The organism is Mesorhizobium xinjiangense (genome assembly GCF_009749525.1).
Classification (GTDB): domain Bacteria; phylum Pseudomonadota; class Alphaproteobacteria; order Rhizobiales; family Rhizobiaceae; genus Mangrovimarina; species Mangrovimarina xinjiangensis.
Genome location: NZ_WOAC01000010.1, coordinates 158154 through 175054, shown reverse-complemented (window position 1 = coordinate 175054; position 16901 = coordinate 158154). Strand labels below are relative to the sequence as shown.

The 16901-nt window shown below is 61.5% G+C and carries 12 protein-coding genes and 2 pseudogenes; 3 read left to right on the top strand and 11 right to left on the bottom strand.

From position 1 onward, the window contains the following. Positions 1-21: 21 nt before the first annotated feature. From GM909_RS12655 to GM909_RS12625, 7 genes are all read right to left on the bottom strand, one after another. Positions 22-1157 (bottom strand): IS3 family transposase gene (locus GM909_RS12655; protein ID WP_407941288.1). Its coding sequence is split into 2 segments (ribosomal slippage): positions 22-887 and positions 887-1157, totalling 1137 coding nucleotides; the frame shifts between segments, so codons are not numbered across the junction. A 744-nt stretch (positions 1158-1901) separates the two neighbouring features. After that, the gene (locus tag GM909_RS12650; RefSeq protein ID WP_235911868.1) at positions 1902-2591 is read right to left on the bottom strand and encodes a DUF1254 domain-containing protein; all 690 of its coding nucleotides are present in this window, start codon (positions 2589-2591) and stop codon (positions 1902-1904) included. A 260-nt stretch (positions 2592-2851) separates the two neighbouring features. Further along, positions 2852-3874, bottom strand: coding sequence for an HAD family hydrolase (locus GM909_RS12645; protein ID WP_157016738.1), 1023 nt, complete (start codon positions 3872-3874; stop codon positions 2852-2854). A 116-nt stretch (positions 3875-3990) separates the two neighbouring features. Continuing rightward, positions 3991-5538: a DUF1254 domain-containing protein gene (locus GM909_RS12640; protein WP_157016737.1), complete on the bottom strand. Its 1548-nt coding sequence runs from the start codon at positions 5536-5538 to the stop codon at positions 3991-3993. A gap of 101 nt (positions 5539-5639) precedes the next feature. Then, the gene (locus GM909_RS12635) at positions 5640-7253 is read right to left on the bottom strand and encodes a DUF1254 domain-containing protein (RefSeq protein WP_157016736.1); all 1614 of its coding nucleotides are present in this window, start codon (positions 7251-7253) and stop codon (positions 5640-5642) included. Between the two features lie 58 nt (positions 7254-7311). Continuing rightward, positions 7312-7839: a hypothetical protein gene (locus GM909_RS12630; RefSeq protein ID WP_198174231.1), complete on the bottom strand. Its 528-nt coding sequence runs from the start codon at positions 7837-7839 to the stop codon at positions 7312-7314. Between the two features lie 133 nt (positions 7840-7972). Further along, positions 7973-9679: a tetratricopeptide repeat protein gene (locus GM909_RS12625; RefSeq protein ID WP_157016735.1), complete on the bottom strand. Its 1707-nt coding sequence runs from the start codon at positions 9677-9679 to the stop codon at positions 7973-7975. A 150-nt stretch (positions 9680-9829) separates the two neighbouring features. Here GM909_RS12625 and GM909_RS12620 point away from each other — a divergent pair, with 150 nt between their 5' ends. Next, positions 9830-10129 carry a hypothetical protein gene (locus GM909_RS12620; RefSeq protein WP_157016734.1) on the top strand — a complete coding sequence of 100 codons (300 nt, stop codon included), beginning with the start codon at positions 9830-9832 and terminating at the stop codon, positions 10127-10129. Between the two features lie 376 nt (positions 10130-10505). Next, the gene (locus GM909_RS12615; RefSeq protein WP_407941287.1) at positions 10506-10829 is read left to right on the top strand and encodes a ProQ/FINO family protein; all 324 of its coding nucleotides are present in this window, start codon (positions 10506-10508) and stop codon (positions 10827-10829) included. Here the strand turns inward: GM909_RS12615 and GM909_RS26035 are convergent. Further along, positions 10806-11000: pseudogene (locus tag GM909_RS26035) on the bottom strand (IS701 family transposase); the annotation flags it as partial. The gene GM909_RS12615 and the pseudogene GM909_RS26035 overlap by 24 nt on opposite strands. Before the next feature lie 1054 nt (positions 11001-12054). Between GM909_RS26035 and GM909_RS12605 the strand changes: the two are divergent. Further along, the gene (locus tag GM909_RS12605) at positions 12055-13245 is read left to right on the top strand and encodes a tyrosine-type recombinase/integrase (RefSeq protein ID WP_157016732.1); all 1191 of its coding nucleotides are present in this window, start codon (positions 12055-12057) and stop codon (positions 13243-13245) included. On the opposite strand, the pseudogene GM909_RS26585 reads toward GM909_RS12605, so the two are convergent. From GM909_RS26585 to GM909_RS12595, 3 genes and pseudogenes are all read right to left on the bottom strand, one after another. Further along, positions 13245-13419 (bottom strand): annotated as a pseudogene (locus GM909_RS26585) (AAA family ATPase); the annotation flags it as partial. The gene GM909_RS12605 and the pseudogene GM909_RS26585 overlap by 1 nt on opposite strands. A 12-nt stretch (positions 13420-13431) precedes the next feature. Further along, the gene (locus GM909_RS12600) at positions 13432-16041 is read right to left on the bottom strand and encodes a cation-transporting P-type ATPase (protein ID WP_157016752.1); all 2610 of its coding nucleotides are present in this window, start codon (positions 16039-16041) and stop codon (positions 13432-13434) included. 10 nt (positions 16042-16051) lie between these two features. Beyond that, on the bottom strand, positions 16052-16822 hold the full coding sequence (locus GM909_RS12595; protein WP_157016731.1) for an SDR family NAD(P)-dependent oxidoreductase: 771 nt from the start codon (positions 16820-16822) through the stop codon (positions 16052-16054). Positions 16823-16901: the final 79 nt, after the last annotated feature.

Here is a 16901-nt window from a genome sequence, read left to right as displayed (position 1 = left end):
CTAAGGTGGATCGGGTTCGTTTTACGCCGCCAGTCGCTCCGTCGTTTCTGCCGTAGCATAGACCTCGTCGGGTGTCCTGCCGGCGAAGGTCGAGTGCGGGCGTCGCCGGTTGTAATAGTCCATCCAGGAACCGATGCCGTTGCGGGCCTCGCTTCCCGTCTCGAAAGCGCTGAGGAAGACGCATTCGTATTTGAGGCTGCGCCACAGCCGCTCGATGAAGACGTTGTCCATCCAGCGGCCGCGTCCGTCCATGGAGATGCGGATGCCGGCGTCCTTCAGCGTGGCCGTGAAGGCGAAGCTGGTGAACTGGCTTCCCTGATCCGTGTTGAAGATGTCGGGCTTGCCGTGCCGGGCGATCGCCTCTTCGAGCGCGGCGACGCAGAAGTCGGCTTCCATCGTGTTCGACAGCCGCCAGGCCAGCACCTTGCGGCTGAACCAGTCCATGATAGCGACAAGATAGAGGAAGCCGCGCCGCATCGGGATGTAGGTTACGTCCGCACACCAGACCTGATCGGGCCGCTCGATAGCCAGATGCCGCAGCAGGTAGGGATAGATGCGGTGCTGGGGATGCGGCTCACTGGTCTTCGGAGCCTGATAGATCGGCGACAGCCCGATCTTGCGCATCAGCCGTCGGACCCGCTTGCGGCCGACGCACCAGCCTTGACGCCGCAGGTGCCGCGCCATCTGCCTGGAGCCATACCAAGGCATTTCCATGAAGGCCTCGTCGATGATGCGCATCAGTTCCAAGTTCTCAGGCGTCTCGCCCGCCGGCTGTCGGTAGAACGACGCCCGCGAGATCGAGACCAGTTCGCACTGGCGGCGGATCGAGAGCCGGTTGTGATCGGGATCAATCATCATTCTCCTCCGATCCAGGCTCAGCGATCGAAGGCCTTGGCCAAAAAATCCCGCTCGACGACAAGCTGACCGATCTTGGCGTGTAGCTTCGTCACCTCGGCTTCCCGGCCGGCCTGGGCATCGGAAGCCTTGTCGTCGAACGCCTTGGCCAGGTTCTCGATGGCTTGCCGTTTCCACTGGGTGATCTGGTTGGGATGAAGCTGGTGCTTCGTCGCCAGCTCCGAAATCGTCCGCTCGCCGCGGATCGCCTCAAGTGCGACCTTGGCCTTGAACTCGGCCGTAAACCGTCTGCGTGTCTTCATGCTGGATCGTCCTTTTCATCGATCGATCCACCTTAAGCCCCTGTCTCAGAAACCGGCACCACCTCTAACCGGTGATGCCTCACCAACTACGCCTCCCGTCGTTCGAATGGCCCCGACGTTCGACGGGAGTTTTTTCCAGCCGCAGTACCAGCCGGGGGGATTGGAGGCACCTGTTGTGTTTCTGGAGCCGGATTTCGGTTGGCTTGTTGCCGCGCTTCGAGATGCGACCGCTTCGACGGACTTCGCCGGTCTGCAAGGTCCTGGCGTGAGGCCGAGATAGGCACCGCGCGCATCATCCAAAAGGCCAAGGCGACCACCGTCAACGGCGGGCGTATCTTCATGTGCCTAAGCAGGCCCAATTGCCCCCGCATGCGCCTGCTGCATTTGTCCCGGACGCGCTTTGCCCGGCCGGGACATTTTCATTCTTTCTCAAAGTCCCTTGCTAGTTTCGCCAGACTAGTGCACGTGTCTGTTGCGAACTGTTGGAGCTCGCAACTTGGCTGGCGGGCGTCAAGCCCCTTCGCTCGCCGGCTTTCTAATGTCTCCCAGACACGTTGAGGATCTGTGCCGCCGTAGAAAGATCAATTGATCCTTCTACCCTGTCGGCCCTCTGGCCTCGTTGTAGCGTCGTCAGCCGCGCAGCTATCATCGCCCGCTGGTCGCCGTAAGTGCACCGACTCGCGGTGGCCTTCGAATTAATTTGACATTCAACTATCCGCCATCACGCGACATTCATGGCGCTTCTCAAAAGCTGTCCTTTGCGTAACGGCTTGAGTCTAGGACCCGAGAGCCGTTGACGAACTTCATGGGCGGCGGATTGTCGGCTTCCGACAGGTTATACACCTTGAGGTATTTCCTGGTGTTTTCGACGGCCGTCCTGGTGCTGCCGTCTTCGAGGAAGCCCCTGTAGAACAGCAGGTTGCCATAGGTCGGCGACCGCATCACGAAATAGCCGTCCGGCACCGTGCCGTCATAGCCCGGAGGCAACAGCAGGTACTTGCCGCCCTTGCCCTTGTCCGAGCCGGCATTGCCGACATCGCCGACATATTCGAACCAGTGGCTGTCGATGAAGCCGAGAATGTTCGGCGGCGTCTCGACCACCAGCGGTCCGGCCTTGGTGTCGAGCCACATCAGGTTGTAGATACTCTCGGTGTTCCCGGTCAAGAACAGCGAATGCGAGTCCATCAGGTCTTCAAAGACCAGGATGGACTGGTTGTTGTCGGCGCCCTGGCTGGCAAGGCCAATCCGGAAAGCTTCGATGGATGCCCCCGGTATGGCGTTGAGGAAGGCCTCGACGCCACGCATGAAGTCGAGGTTGTCGTAAATCTTTTCGGAGGTAGCATCGTCCGGGAAGCCGTCGAAGAATTTCAGCGTCCCGAGACGCGTATCGACGCTTTCCAGCGTGGTGATCGCCTCCGGTATCGGCGTCGTCATTTTCATCTTCGGCGCATCGGCGGAAGCGGCTCCAAGGCTTTATTGTTCAATGAGCTATCGAATCGGTTCGAGCTGTGGGGCAACTCGGGAGCCCTGGGCGCAATCGCGGAAGAAGATGTTCCGGTTGTTCGGCGTCGATATCCATTCATACTGCCAAAACGTTGCGATCTTGTCCGGCTTACCATCAAGTCGCCCGAACCGAGATTGTGGTGGCAAGACCTGCAAGTTGCTGCCACTTGCCGGCGTTGGAGATATTTGCCTCACTTCACCGGCGGAAAGATCGTCGCCCAGTCGTTCTTCATGCTGATCACATTCCAGCCTCTCCTGGTGGCTTTATCCATCAGCGCCTGGGTGAAGGCGCCGAAATGCGTATCCGGCTCGCCATTCGCGGGCCCGTAGGTGTACTCCCGCTCCGCGTCGTCATGAAAGACCAGCATCATCAAGCGTTTGCCGTCGCCGGCTGCCGTCCATTCCAGCATCTGGCTGTCCCCATCGGTGTTGCCGAAGGCGGCAATCGGGCGCTTGCCGATATGCGCGTTTATGCCAACTGGCTTGCCGCCTTCGTTGTCGTCGAACGCGACCTCGGGGAGACGCATCAGCACCGGCTTGCCGTCGACCTTCTCGAACCTGGTCTTGATCGAAGAGCCGACGACCTGCTCGGTCGGAATGCCGTAGACCGCCTCGGTCATCGGCCGCATGAACTCGATGCCGCCACCCGAGACGATGAAGGTCTTGAAGTCGTTGGCGCGCAGGTAGTCCATCAGATCGAGCATCGGCTGGTAGGCGAGATCGGTGTAGGGGCGGTCGAATCTCGGGTGTTTGGCCGTCTTGTACCAGTCGGTGACGATCTTCTCGAAATCCGCGGTGCTCATCCCGGCATGGGTGGCCGCGATGATCTTCATGCCCCCCTTCTCTCCGCCCTTGGCCAGGGCCTCCATGTCGTTCTCGAGCGCGAACTTGAACGGCTCGGTGCTCTTCCATTCGGGATGCTCGGGCGCCATCGCCTTGAGCCGGTCGATCGCAAAGGCGAGCTGGGTGTAAATCGGGTGCGAGGGCCAAAGCGTGCCGTCGTTGTCGAAGGTGGCGATGCGGTCGCCGGGGGCCACGTAGTCAGGGCCGCCCTCCTCGGTGACCGCCTCGACGAAGGCAATGATCGCCTGCTTGTTCGCACCGTCGTTCCAGGATGGCAGCGGGTCGGTCTGTGCCGCTGCCGGTGCGGCGAGCAGAATGCCCGCGATTAGCACCGGGATGGCGCGGCGGATGTGCGATGAATGAAACGTCATCGTGGTCTCTCCTCCATGTTCGTAGCAGTCCGGCTCAAGCCTCGGGCGCGACGCGGCTGGGGTGCGAGGGCGCAGAAAGCCGTCGGCCCGATCCGCATCTCAGCCGCGCCTTCCATCTATTGCACCAGCTCTATCTCGGAGGGCCGCCAGGTCTTGTCGATCCAGGGCTCCAATGGCCCGTACATCCGCAGGAGCACGAACCAGCTCTTGCCGGGGATGGTCTGAAGCCAGTTGCCTTCCTTGCCTTCCGGCGCCTCGGGCGCGAAATACACATCGTAGGAGCCGTCAGCGTTCTTGATCATGCCGTCGGTCTGGCTGCCGACAGTCGGGAACTTCTGGCTCGTCTGGAGTTGCGAGCGGGTTTGGGTATCGTACATCGTGACGGCCCAGAAATCGTTCACCGGCACGTTCGGCGGTAGATGCAGCCTATAGGTCTTGGACCCGTCAAGCGGCTTCTTGTCGGCATCGAGACTGGCCAGGGCGTAGTCGGACCCGGCACCAGCTTTCGTCACCGCCATGGCCGGCGTAACGCCGGCAGCATTGAAGTAGAACAGAAGCCGCGCAGAGAGGCCCATGGCCCCATCCGCCTCGAACGAGGTGTTCTTGTTCGCAAATCCCATTATCCAGGAACTGTCGGTGTCGGGATAGATCTGGACCCCACCGATGCGAGGATAGGCGGTGATGACGCGCGCGGTTGCGTTGCCGAGCGTGCCTGCTTCGGTCAACAGCTTCTTCATCCGGTCGTCGGGCTCGAACTTCTGGCCCTTGACGATACCGATCGAAGCGATCTCACCGCGCGTTTCGGGCCCGATCGCATCGATCGGCTCGTGCTGGATTATCGCGTCGAGGATTTGGAAGTATTTCAGGTCGTTCGGGAAAACGGTGTTGAAGCCTTTCCCGGACATGTCGACGAATTCAGTCGGCGAGGGATTGCCGGCGTCTTTCAACGGGTAAATCTTGACGCCCGAGGTGATGTTCTGGACCGCCGGCTTGAGGCCGTCCTTGATTGAGCCGCGCAGGAACAGGAAGTTCTTGTTGGTCGGGGGCTTGAGCAGGAAATACCCGTCCGGCACGTCGCCCGAATAGCCCGGGGGAAGCACGAGGTACTTGCCGCCCTTGCCTTTGTCAGGACCGGTGATGCCGATATTGCCGACAAATCTCTGCCAGGCATCGTCGAGAAAGCCAAGCATCCCGGGCGGCACTTCGATGACCGTTGGCCCGTCGTTCGCCAGGTCGGTGCCGGACCACGCGTAGAGCGTCGAGGTGTTGGGCGTCACCATGACGGTCGCCGAATCCAACAACTGTGGGAAGAACGCGACCTTGTTCGGCGCGTCCGCGCCTGCCCTGGCAAACCCGTCGAGAAGGCTGTAGACCGACACGGCGCCGAGATTGTCCAGAAAGACGTCGGTGGCGCGCATTCTGTCGAGGTTGTCGTAAACGGCCTGGGTCGTGTTGCCGATTGGTACGCCGTCAAAGAACTCCAACGTGCCGATCGAAGTGTCGACCTTGTCGGGGATCGAGATCGACCCCAGTTCCGCTTCCGTGACATCCGCCGCCGCCAGCTGCAGCGACCCCACGGCGACAAGGGCTGAGGTGAGCAGAGCGACCGCGAGTTTGGTCGCGAGAGGCCTGCCGTCTGAAGCAGGGTTGCTTGGGGGTTTCATGTTTCGATCTCCAATATATTTCGTCCGCCTGCATTTGCTGGTGATCGGCATGACCACCGGTGCGGTGCCGACGTCCGCCGCCGGCACCGCATTAACCAGCTCTACTGCTGGACCAGCTCGATCTCGCTCGGACGCCAGCTCTTATCGAAGAACGACGGCAGCGGGCTGTAGAGGCGCAGGATGGTGAACCAGCCCTTTTCGGGGTCGGTCTGGATCCAGTTGCCGCGATCCACGCCGTCGGGCTGCTCGGGCGCGAACCAGACGGTGGTGGAGCCGTCCTCGGCTGCCGTCGCCGCCGGCGAGGGATAGCTCTGGCTGCCGGCGCGCGGGTACTTCTGGGGCGTCGCCAGCATCGAGCGGGTCTGGTTGTCGTAGAGCGTGAGCGACCAGAACGCCTCGGCCGGAATGTCCTTGGGCAGCGTCACCTTGTAGGTCTTCGCGCCGTCGAACACATCACCCGCGGGATCGAGGAAATTCATCAGATACTGCGATCCGACGCGGGGGATGTTCATGATCATGCCGGGGCTGTCGAGCGTGTAGCCGTAGTAGAAGGCCGTGCGCGAATCGAGGGTGCGCGCACCAGTCGGCGGCAGTGGCTTGAATTCGCCATCGGCGAAGGCAGGCGGCGGGGTCTCGAAGAAGGCGCCGCCCTCCCAGAGCATACTTCCCCACTGCGATCCCTCGTAGTAGGCCCAGTCCGGGTGGACCGCGTAGGGGCGCCAGTTCAGCACCCGGCCGGCAGCCTGGCCGACGGCGGCGGCATCGGTGAGTATCTTCTTCATCCGCTCGTCGGGGGCGAATTCCTTGCCCTTGACGATGCCGATGGCGGCAAGCTGGCCGGCGAGCTCCACGTCATAGCTGGTGGCGGGCTCGGCCTGGACGTTCTCGTTGATCCACTCGTAGAAGCCAAAATCGCTGGGCGGGATGGTGTTCATTGACACATCACTGAACTCGACGAATTTGGTGTCGGGGATCTTCGCATTTTCCCCGAGGCGCACCGCGCCGGTCAGCGCCTCGGCGATGCTGGTGCCGTAGCCGCCCGCCGCGTAGGGATAGATCTTCAGATTGGCCTTGATGTTCTCGACCGCCGGTTTGGGATCGTCGTTCACCAGGTAGGCGCGCGAGGCGTAGAGGATATGGTCCGTCTTCGAATGAGCGACGAAATATCCGCCCTCGGGAAGCGGTCCGTCGTAATCGGGCCCGACGATCAGGTACTTGCCGCCGAGACCGCGGTCCGGGCCGGGGAATCCGACGTCGATGATCCACGAGAACCACATGTCGTTGATGGTGCCCACGCCATCGGACGGCTGTTCGATCACCATCGGCCCCTTCGAGAGGTCGACGACCGAGATATAATAGACGGTGTCGGCGTTACCGGTCAGGAACAGGGACGCCGAGTCCGCCAGTTCGGACGATATGATGACGTCGTTGTAGTCGGCGCCAATGCTCTGGAGCCCCTTGTGGAAGCCGAGGGCCGAAGCACCGCGAAAGCTGTTGTTGTAGACGTTGAGCGCGTTCGTGAAATCGAGCGCGTCGAACACCTTTTGCGCGGTCTCAGCGGTCGGCGCGCCGTCCTTGAAGTCCAGCGTGCCGATCGAGGTCTCGATCCTGTCGGGGGCGCCGAGCGATTTCACCGTTTCCTCGGAAACCTGGGCCGTCGCTACGGCCGATTGCATGAGAAGCAGGGCGAGCCCTGCGGCGATCGGATGTCTCATCTTTCCATACTCCTGATATAATAGGTTGGTGCTTGGGGCGGCCCGCTGGGCGTCGCGGTTAGTGAAGAACCGCCCGTCGGTAGCCGCGCCTTGCGACGCCCGCATATGAAAGCGGCGTCAGCGGCATGCCGATGATGTCGATGAACACGGAAGCCTCGGAGCCCGTCTCTGGCATCTCGCCCCCAACCACCTTCACCGTGTAGGTCAGGTTGTTGTCGTTCAGTTCCGGGTTCTCCAGGACGACGACGACCTGCTTGAGTTCATCTCCTTCAAGGATCGACAGGTCGGCGTTCGGCGGGTCGGAAAGGAAGCTGTCCCCGCCCTTGCTCCAGAACGGGATGAAGGCAGCGGTTTTCATGTTTCCGGCAATGCGCTCGGGGCGGTCGGAGAAGAACAGCGTGGAGCCTGAAACGCCTTCCAGGGTAAGCCTGTTCGCAGCCTTGTCGTAGCGCATCCCGTCGGCCGTCTGCACGAAGAGGAAGTCGGCCATCTGGTCGGCCGCATGGGCAGAACGCCCCTTCAGCGAAGCAGCCGTTGCCGCGAGGCCGGTTGCGGTCAGAAGAAGGTTCCGCCTTGTTGTGTTCATGTCGCGCTCCCTGATCCGATAGTGGGCGTGCATTACCCGACAGAATGGTTGGCGCGTTTTCCTTCGGAGGGGAACGTAACTAACGGTAAACTACGGGCAGGTCTGGCACGGATCTGTCCAGCCCAACCGCTGGTCAGACAGCAAAATCGAGGCCGGCCTTCCTGAGCGAGTTCAGGAAGGTTGCAGCGTCTTCGGGGCGGCGAAGGCGCCGGTAGACTTCCTGGCGCATGTTGTTCACCAGTTCTGGCGCATTCTTCTCCAGCCAGGCCCGTTCGCGGTCGGCCTCCGTATTGTTCCCCGCTTCTCCGAAGATCGCCGCCGCTATCAGGTGATAGAGCTGATTTTTCGGGACCGGCGATTTCCTGATCCACATGGATGCCTGCTCGTAGTCGCCGCTGAAATAGGAACAAAGGGCAAGAATTGACTCGTAGTAACCGAAAGGCCCAACGCTGCGTTCACGCGCTTTTTCGATCAACGGGCAGCCGTCGCTCCAGCTTCCGGACAAGGCCAAGCTGGACCCGAAGCTGCCCATCAGATCGGTATCGTTCGGGTTGATGGCCATGGCCTGCTCGCCCACCTTTCGGCTCGCTTCGAATTCGCCCTTCCAGTAGAGGGCGGACATCTCGGCGTGCAGCGCGCGGACGTTGCGAGGGTCCAGTTCCGAGGCATGCCGTGCCATGATAAGAATGCGATCGAATTCAGGCTGCCATGCATCGGGATCAAACGGAAACCGGAACCGAAGCTCGTCAATGCTGATTTGCGCCAGGAGAGCCCAGGCGGTCGCATAGCTCGGAAAGCGCTTGACGGTCTTCTCCAGGCAATTGCGCGCTTCGCGGCCGGCCCTCGGATCGAGGCTCGCTCGATAGGCATAGTAGGAGAGCGTGCAAGAGTAGGCGCCCCAGTCGCCGGGGGGTGCGTCGACGTTGTTCGCGATGTCCGCATGGTAGATGACACCGTAAGTTTGCGCCAGGCTGGTCACCACGTTGCGCGCAATGTCGGCCTGTGCCTGCAAGATCTCGGCAACAGTCGTTCTGCCATGATAGCTGTCTGCCCACAGGACCGTACCGTCGCTCCGGTTCACTAACCTGGCCTGAAGACGAAACGCGTTGGCCGCCATGCTGACACTTCCGGAAAGGACATAGCGTGGGGACGTGGAAGGACTGTCGGCGGATTCAACAACAACAATGTCCCGGAACTTGGAGAGCTGGCTGATAACTTCCTGCGTCAAGCCGCTTGCAACGGTGGCGGAGGCTTCGGTCCTGCCCAGGTCGTCGAACCGCTCCACCAGCACGCGCGGAATTGCGGGAGTTGCGGCATCAAGGCGTGTCGGTCGTGGCTGAAAGGCGAAAACAGCCGCCACGGTCGCTGCAGAAACAGCCAGGATTGCGAGCACCAGCCAATTCTTGGGTTGCTTGCCTGTCGCTTTAGCAAGGGTGTCCTTTGTCGCAGCGCCTGATGGCGTCGCTTCGGCAGCATCGGGCGCGGGTCGCCTTGAGAACGTCGGAACATAGGCGCCCTTCGGTATGGTGATCAGGATCGGATCCGGCTGGCCAGCGGTCAGATAATACCGCTCCAACGCCCGGCGCAGATGCCCAGCTTCGATGCGGACGATCGGATCGTTTTGCGGATCGAAGGACGTATCCCGCCCGAAAACCTCGATTGCAACAGAATAGGCCTTGATGCGGTCGCCGCGGCCAGCCAGTGTTTCCTCGACCACATAGCTCAAAAAGCGACGGTCGCGTTCACTGGCGTTGAAGTCGGCGCTGTTCAGTATTCTGGCAAGCTGGGCGCGGCAATCCTCCGCAGGGGAAAAATCCCCCTTTGCCGTGGCTGATTCCACTGGGGTCACCGAACCTTCACCTGGTTATATCTTGGCGACCGTCGGCTTCTCTTTTGCCGTCATTACATCAATCGCCCACGTAATTTACATACAGCCGCTGGTTCCAGCAATAGCCCTCGGATAGCATGCCGAATTCAACGGATCGTGAAGATGAGCGGACTAACGGGCAAGCAGGCAGCTCTTTCGGCGGTGGTCAGTCGTTACCCCCAGTTCGAACTGACTATTCGCCGGCTGTTCGGTGCGGACGAATCCTTTCGTGACATCTGCGAGGAGCTCGCGGATGCCGAACGCGCACTTGCAAATGTCGATGAATTGCCGATCGCTTTGCGTGAGGCAAGACGCATGGAATGGCAGGAACTGGTGGATCGGCTGGCGGAGGAAGCGAGGACCGCGATCCTCGACGGGGAGCGTGTCACGAAATCGCGCATCGTTCCTCCGCCATCGCGATGAACGTTGCGGCGAGTTTGACATGAGCAACCTTTTACCACTTCACATAGGGCCTCACGTAAGCTGCCGGCATCGGCAGCCAAGTGGCGAGAGCCATTGATTGCGGGGACAACCCCATCAGTCCCGCTAAGCGACTGAATTCGGATAATTTCTCCCTAATATTGTGCCCGCGTGCGTGCTACGAGGGCATCGTCTTTGGCACAGAACAAATCGGGCGAGGCTTGGTCATGCCGATCACAAAGCAAGGGAAGTCACCTGCAAAGCTCTTCCGCTATCTGTCGGCGAAGTGGCCTCAGGCGTTCAATCCGGGAGCACCAAGGCCGCTGAAGATCGGCATCCATAACGACATTCGCGCGACGACGAACTTTCGGACGAGGAGTTGTGCAGAGCGCTGCGCGCCTACACCCGAACGGATCAATATCTGAAGGCATTGTGCGCCGGGGGCGCGCGTATTGATCTCGACGGGAACCAGTCCGGTGAGGTGTCGGATGCCGAAGCAGTGGCCGCCAAGGCACTACGGCGCACCCGAAAAGCAAGGTCAGAAGCCCGGCAAACGCCGCAGCCGACAGGACAACCTGAGCCCCTGTCGGCACCGGAACCGAAAAAGGTGCTCGCCTTCAAGGCCAAACGCACGGACGACAGGTCTCAAGATGTCGTTGTGGTGACCAAGCGTCGCCGATCATTCCGAAAGCCGGTGGCTTAGCACAGGGCTGCGATGACGGCGCGTCTTACGGCGGGCAGGCTCGGCTTGGCCGAGGCGTTGATTCTGGAGGAAGGCATAGGCGATCATGGTCATCAATGCGTGGCGATGAATCCCATGCCAGGATTGGCCTTCGAAAAAATCGAGGCCAAGTTCCTCGTTCATCCGCTTATGCGGCCTAATCGCAAAACCGCACCGTGGGAAGAAGCGAAGGCGTTGCAGCGGGTCGCTGCCGGATGACCGTTTGGTCAGGCTGGAGCATGTCGCGGCGTGATATTCCTGCAACTATCTTGCGCAAATGCCGAATTGGACGCTGTGTTCAGTCGATCATATCGATTTGACTGCATTGCTGCTTGTAGCCACCACGAGAGCTTCACTCTAAAGGAAGCGCGTCCCTTTGGGGACAGCGGCGTTTTGACAGGTATGCCCAACGCCCCCGCCCAAAGCATGCCTGGCGGGCGTCGCTGGGGCGGTCTGGCCGGCCGGAAGCAGGGTCGACGGGCAGACTGCCCCGCATTCTCAATCTGTATCGATCGCCAAAACAGAAAGGCCGCCCCGCGCGAGGCCGGCCGGGCGATTCAGAAGGCCATGAACCAACGAAACGAAAGGCTCGACGCCATTGCCGCCAGTGACCATGCTTGATGAGATCGGACATCCGAACCACTGGCGTATCCGATTTTCAGTCGCTTACTAGGCCGTTCGAAAAGTTTGAGCGCGATGACATCCTGCGACCCGATAAGCGGCCGGGGCTCACCGTTTCGCCTTATGCCCCGGCTCCCAAGGTGCAGGGCGCTTGAGGAGCTCCACCATTTCCGGGACCGAAGCGGGCGGACGGGAGAGCACGTTGACGAAATGGCCAAAGCCTTCCAGGCTCATGCGGATCGGCTCCGGTACTATGCGGGCCTCCGACCGGCATGCATATCGCGGCGATATCGTAGTGCTTTCGCGCGTCATGGCGTTGTTCCGGCGCTTATCGGATACTGTAGCGTAGGCGTTGGTTGCGGGGGCAGGATTTGAACCTGCGACCTTCAGGTTATGAGTTTGCTACAGGCCGTTTTCGCTACATTTTCCGTTCCTGCGAAAACACCGCCAAACGCCACATAAAACGATGTTTTCGTTGACATATTTCGACCACACCCCTACGCTTTTCTGCGACTGAAAACTCCGCAGTTTTCTCCCAGATGATTCCGATTTGATTCCGGAGATTCCGGCGTTCACGAGGTGTTCCATGCCGAAGATCACGAAACGTTCCGTCGATGCCGCAGCGCCGGCCGACAAGGAATTCTTCCTTTGGGACGACGAGTTGAAAGGCTTCGGTCTGCGCGTCTATCCTTCGGGTCGGAAGATGTATCTTGCGCAGTTTCGCGCCGGCGGCCGGCTACGCCGCGTCAACATAGGCCTTCATGGCGCTCTGACGCCCGAACTCGCCCGCACCGAGGCGATGAAGCATCTGTCCGATGTCCGGTTGGGCGGCGATCCCGCGACCGACCGCGACAAGCGCAAAGCCTCGCCCACGATGAAGGAGTTCGGCCAGCGCTTCCTCAAGGAACACGTCGCCGTACATTGCAAGCCGTCCACCTACGGCGAATACAAGCGTTCGGTTGAGCTGTTCATTAACCCCAAGCTGGGTTCCCCTCGGATCATCGATGTCACCCGCGCCGACGTCGTCAATTTGCACCAGTCGATGAAGACGACGCCCTATCAGGCGAACCGCACGCTCGGCGTCCTCTCGATCATGTTCACCGTCGCGCACACTTGGGGGGTGCGCACCGACGGCGTAAATCCCTGCTGGAAGGTGAAACGCTACAAGGAAGTCAAACGGGAGCGTTATCTGACCCCGGATGAGCTCGCCCGACTCGGCAGGGTCCTGCGCGAATCCGATAGCGAGCCGGAAGCCGCGAACTGCATTCGCCTCTTGCTTCTTACCGGCTGCCGCCTGGGCGAGATTCAGACGCTCAAATGGGAGTACATTGACTTCGACGCAGGTGTCTTGCGCCTCCCCGACTCCAAAACCGGTGCCAAAATTGTGCCAATTGGCAAGGCTGCCATCGACGTACTGAAGGACATCCCGAAGCTGAAGGATAACCCGTATGTCATTACCGGTCGCGTCGAGGGTCAATACCTGACCGACATCCAGAAGCCTTGGCGCCGGCTACGGAAGCGTGCAGGACTCAGCGGTTTGCGTATTCATGATCTGCGCCATTCCTTCGCCTCGGACGCACTCCAGCTTGGACAAGATCTGACAATGATCGGCAGGCTCCTCGGGCATACACAGGTTCAGACAACAGCCCGCTACGCCCATCTCAAGACCGATCCAATCCGCACGGCAGCCGACAAGGTGTCGGAAATGATCGCGATCTCTCTCTCCAAGCCGGTCGAAGCGACGGTCAGCGAGACAGCCGAAGATAACGCCGCCTAACCGCAAGATGTGTAGGAGATCGGAGGCAGTTCGCCATGTGGGTGCAGTGCGCGATGAAGATTGGGCGTCGGTATTGACCACAAGATTTGCATTGTGGGTCACCACAATCACCTGACGATTCGATTTGACTTCGATGAAAAGGCCTACCAGCTCCTCAAACTCGGATTTCGGATCACTCGCGCCCCTCTATCGAGTGAGGGCCAGTCGTATCTGCTTTTCAATCTCAACTATCGCAAAGAAGGCGGCGCCGACGCCGACAATCAACAGTCCGTCCAAAACCGGCACAGGCCGCGTGCCAAGGATCGCCTGCAATGGCGGCAGGTAGGTGACGGAAAATTGCGCGGCGGTGATGGCGATGACCACAATCCAAACGACCTTCGTCCCACGCGCCGCCGCCCAAGTCAGCGAGGTGCTGTGGATATTCCGGATGAAGAAGAGGTGGAAAATTTCCAGCACCACAAGCATGTTCATCGCCATGGTCTGCGCCAATTCAAGAGAATGGCCCCGGTCTATGGCATAGGTGAAGATGCCGAAAGTCGCTGCCAGGAACAGAAGCGCGACCAGCACCACGTGCCAGACGAGTCCCCCCGACAGGATCGGCGCGTTCCGGGGCCGCGGCGGGCGGGCCATGGTGCCGGCCTCGGTCGGCTCAAAGGCGAGCGCGATACCCAGCGTGGTGCTGGTGATCAGATTGATCCAGAGGATCTGCACCGCCGTCACCGGCAAAGCGAGCCCCGCCAGCAGCGCCAGAACCACGGTCAGGGACTCGCCCGCATTGGTGGGCAGCGTCCAGCTGATCACCTTCTTGAGGTTGTCGTAGACGGTGCGCCCTTCGCGCACCGCTGCGGCGATGGTGGCGAAATTGTCGTCGGCCAGCACCAGATCGGCGGCTTCCTTGGCGGCCTCGGACCCCTTGAGCCCCATGGCGATGCCCGCATCAGCGCGCTTGAGCGCCGGCGCATCGTTCACCCCGTCGCCGGTCATGGCGACCAACAGCCCGTTCAATTGAAGCGCCGTGACAAGGCGCAGCTTGTGTTCGGGGCTTGTGCGGGCAAAAACATCCACCCCGGTGACATTCAGCGCCAGTTGTGCGTCGTCGAGCTTGTCAAGATCGGCGCCTGTGAGCACGCGACCGGGGTTCTCCAGGCCGATCTGAGTAGCGATGGCGGCGGCGGTGCCGGCGTGGTCGCCGGTGATCATCTTGACGCGGATGCCTGCCGCACGGCATTCCGCCACGGCGGCAATCGCCTCGAGCCGCGGCGGATCGATCAGGCCGACAAGACCGAGAAAGCTGAGGCCGCCTTCCAGAGCGACAGGGTCTATCCGGTCACCCGTCTGCCGCTGTTCGGCCAATGCCAACACCCGAAGCCCGTGGCTGGCCATGGCATCTGCGCGACCGAGCCACGTTGCAGGATCAATGTCGCCGCACATGTGCAGCACCCGCTCCGGCGCGCCCTTTACATGGGTCACGCGGCCATCCCCGCTCTCGGTCAGCACGGCCATGAAACGGTGGCGGGAATCGAATGGAATCGCGTCCAGCCTGCCCGCACCGGCCCGGGAATCGCCCGTTGCCTTGCGCGCGAAAGCCAGGAGAGCTCCCTCCATCGGGTCGCCTTCGACCTTCCACTGCCCGTCACGATAGACGATTGCTGCGTCGTTGCAGAGCTCCGCCGCCCGCGCGAGGCGCGATAGGTCGCCCTCGGGCGCGACTTGGCCTTCCGGCCCATAGCCTTCGCCCGTGATCTCGAAGGTGCCCTCAGGCGTCTCGGCGGCAGCGACGACCATCTCGTTGCGGGTCAGCGTACCGGTCTTGTCGGTGCAGATGACCGAGACCGAGCCGATGGCCTCGATCGCAGGCAGACGGCGAACAATGGCATTGCGCCGCGCCATGGCCTGCACGCCGATGGCGAGTGTAATGGTCATTACCGCAGGCAGGCCTTCGGGAATAGCGGCTACCGCGACTCCGACCACGACCATGAACATCTCGGAAAAGTCGTGGTGACCGACATAATAGCCATAGGCGAGCAGGAGAGCCGCGGCCAAGAGGATCAGGAATGACAACCACCGCGCAAAATGGTCCATCTGCGCGACCAGCGGTGTCGTCACCTGCTCCACCCCCGCCAACAAGCCGCCGATGCGGCCTATCTCGGTGGCAGGGCCGGTGGCCACCACCAGCCCGCGCGCCGTACCCTGCGTGACGAGCGTGCCCGACCACAACATGGACCGCCGGTCGCCCAGAAGTGCCTCGGGGGCAACCGGTGCCGACGCCTTTTCGACCGGCACCGATTCGCCGGTCAGGATCGCCTCCTGCGCCGCTAGCCCGCGCGCCTCGAGGATACGCAGGTCGGCGGGCACCCTGTCGCCCGCCTCCAGGAGCACGATGTCACCCGGAACCAGATCGGCACCGTCCACCGTCACCCGCGCACCGTCGCGCAGGACGGCGGCACGGGGCGCGAGCATGTCGCGGATCGCCGCCATCGCCGCCTCGGCCTTGCCCTCCTGCAGGAATCCGATGACCGCATTGGCCAGCACCACGGCCAAAATCACCCCGGTATCGACCCACTGCTGAAGTACCCCCGTCACCACAGCGGCAGCCAGAAGCACGTAGATCAGCACGTTGTGAAACTGCGCCAGAAGCCGGCGCAAGGGGCCGCGGGCCCGCGCCTCGGGCAGCCGGTTCGGGCCGTGCTGCGCCAGCCGCCGCGCGGCCTCGGCTTTGGTGAGGCCGTCCGTTCGGGAATCAACGGCAACGAGGCAAGCCGCGACGGGCTGACTGTGCGGGCCGGTCAGGCGCATCACGGGCGACTCACCGTGCTGTATAGCCGCCGTCCACCACCAGCTCGGCGCCGGTGACGAACTTTGCCTCGTCCGAAGCGAGATAGACCACCGCCCAGGCGATGTCGTCGGGTACCCCCATATGACCCAGCGGATGAGCCGATCCGGCAGCGGCCTTGGCGGTCTCGAGATCGTCCGAGGTGGCGCGCAGGTGGTTTTCCACCATGGGCGTCCAGATATAGCCGGGGTGGATCGAATTCACACGGATACCCTCGGGCGCATAGGTAATCGCATCGTTCTTGGTCATCAGCCGCACCGCCCCCTTGGAGGCATGATAGGGCGCAATGCCGCCCACGCCGATCAGCCCGGCGATGGACGACAGATTGATGATCGCCCCGCCTCCCGCCATACGCAGATGCGGGATCGCGTGTTTGGTGCCGAAGAATACGCCTTTCACGTTCACCGCCTGCACCCGGTCCCATTCGGCCTCGGTTACCTGATCGGTTTGTTTGGGTGTGCCTGAGATGCCCGCATTGTTGACCACGATTTGCAAGCCCCCAAAGCGCGCGGCGGCTGCATCGATCGTGTCCTTCATCGCCGCCTCGTCGGCGACATCGACTTTCCAGAAGGCAACCTCATGGCCTTGCGCCGTCAGCGTGGCGGCGAGCGCCGTGCCTTCCGCCTCAAGTAGGTCGAAGATCGCCACCTTCGCGCCTTCCCCGGCCATGCGCTCCACACAGGCGCGACCGATTCCGACAGCTCCACCGGTCACGATGGCGGGTTTCCCTTTCAAACGATTCACAACAGTTCTCCTTGCTTAGATAGTGCAGAGATGAGGTGTTACGGGCGCGGTTCAGGTCGTCTGGCGGACTTCAGTGTCG

Excerpts from the sequence above, each read along its gene's own strand:
- GM909_RS12640 (WP_157016737.1), bottom strand. The coding sequence starts at position 5,538 with ATGAAACCCCCAAGCAACCCTGCTTCAGACGGCAGGCCTCTCGCGACC.
- GM909_RS12605 (WP_157016732.1), top strand. The coding sequence starts at position 12,055 with ATGCCGAAGATCACGAAACGTTCCGTCGATGCCGCAGCGCCGGCCGAC.
- GM909_RS12620 (WP_157016734.1), top strand. The coding sequence starts at position 9,830 with ATGAGCGGACTAACGGGCAAGCAGGCAGCTCTTTCGGCGGTGGTCAGT.
- GM909_RS12650 (WP_235911868.1), bottom strand. The coding sequence starts at position 2,591 with ATGACGACGCCGATACCGGAGGCGATCACCACGCTGGAAAGCGTCGAT.
- GM909_RS12645 (WP_157016738.1), bottom strand. The coding sequence starts at position 3,874 with ATGACGTTTCATTCATCGCACATCCGCCGCGCCATCCCGGTGCTAATC.
- GM909_RS12600 (WP_157016752.1), bottom strand. The coding sequence starts at position 16,041 with ATGCGCCTGACCGGCCCGCACAGTCAGCCCGTCGCGGCTTGCCTCGTT.
- GM909_RS12630 (WP_198174231.1), bottom strand. The coding sequence starts at position 7,839 with ATGAACACAACAAGGCGGAACCTTCTTCTGACCGCAACCGGCCTCGCG.
- GM909_RS12635 (WP_157016736.1), bottom strand. The coding sequence starts at position 7,253 with ATGAGACATCCGATCGCCGCAGGGCTCGCCCTGCTTCTCATGCAATCG.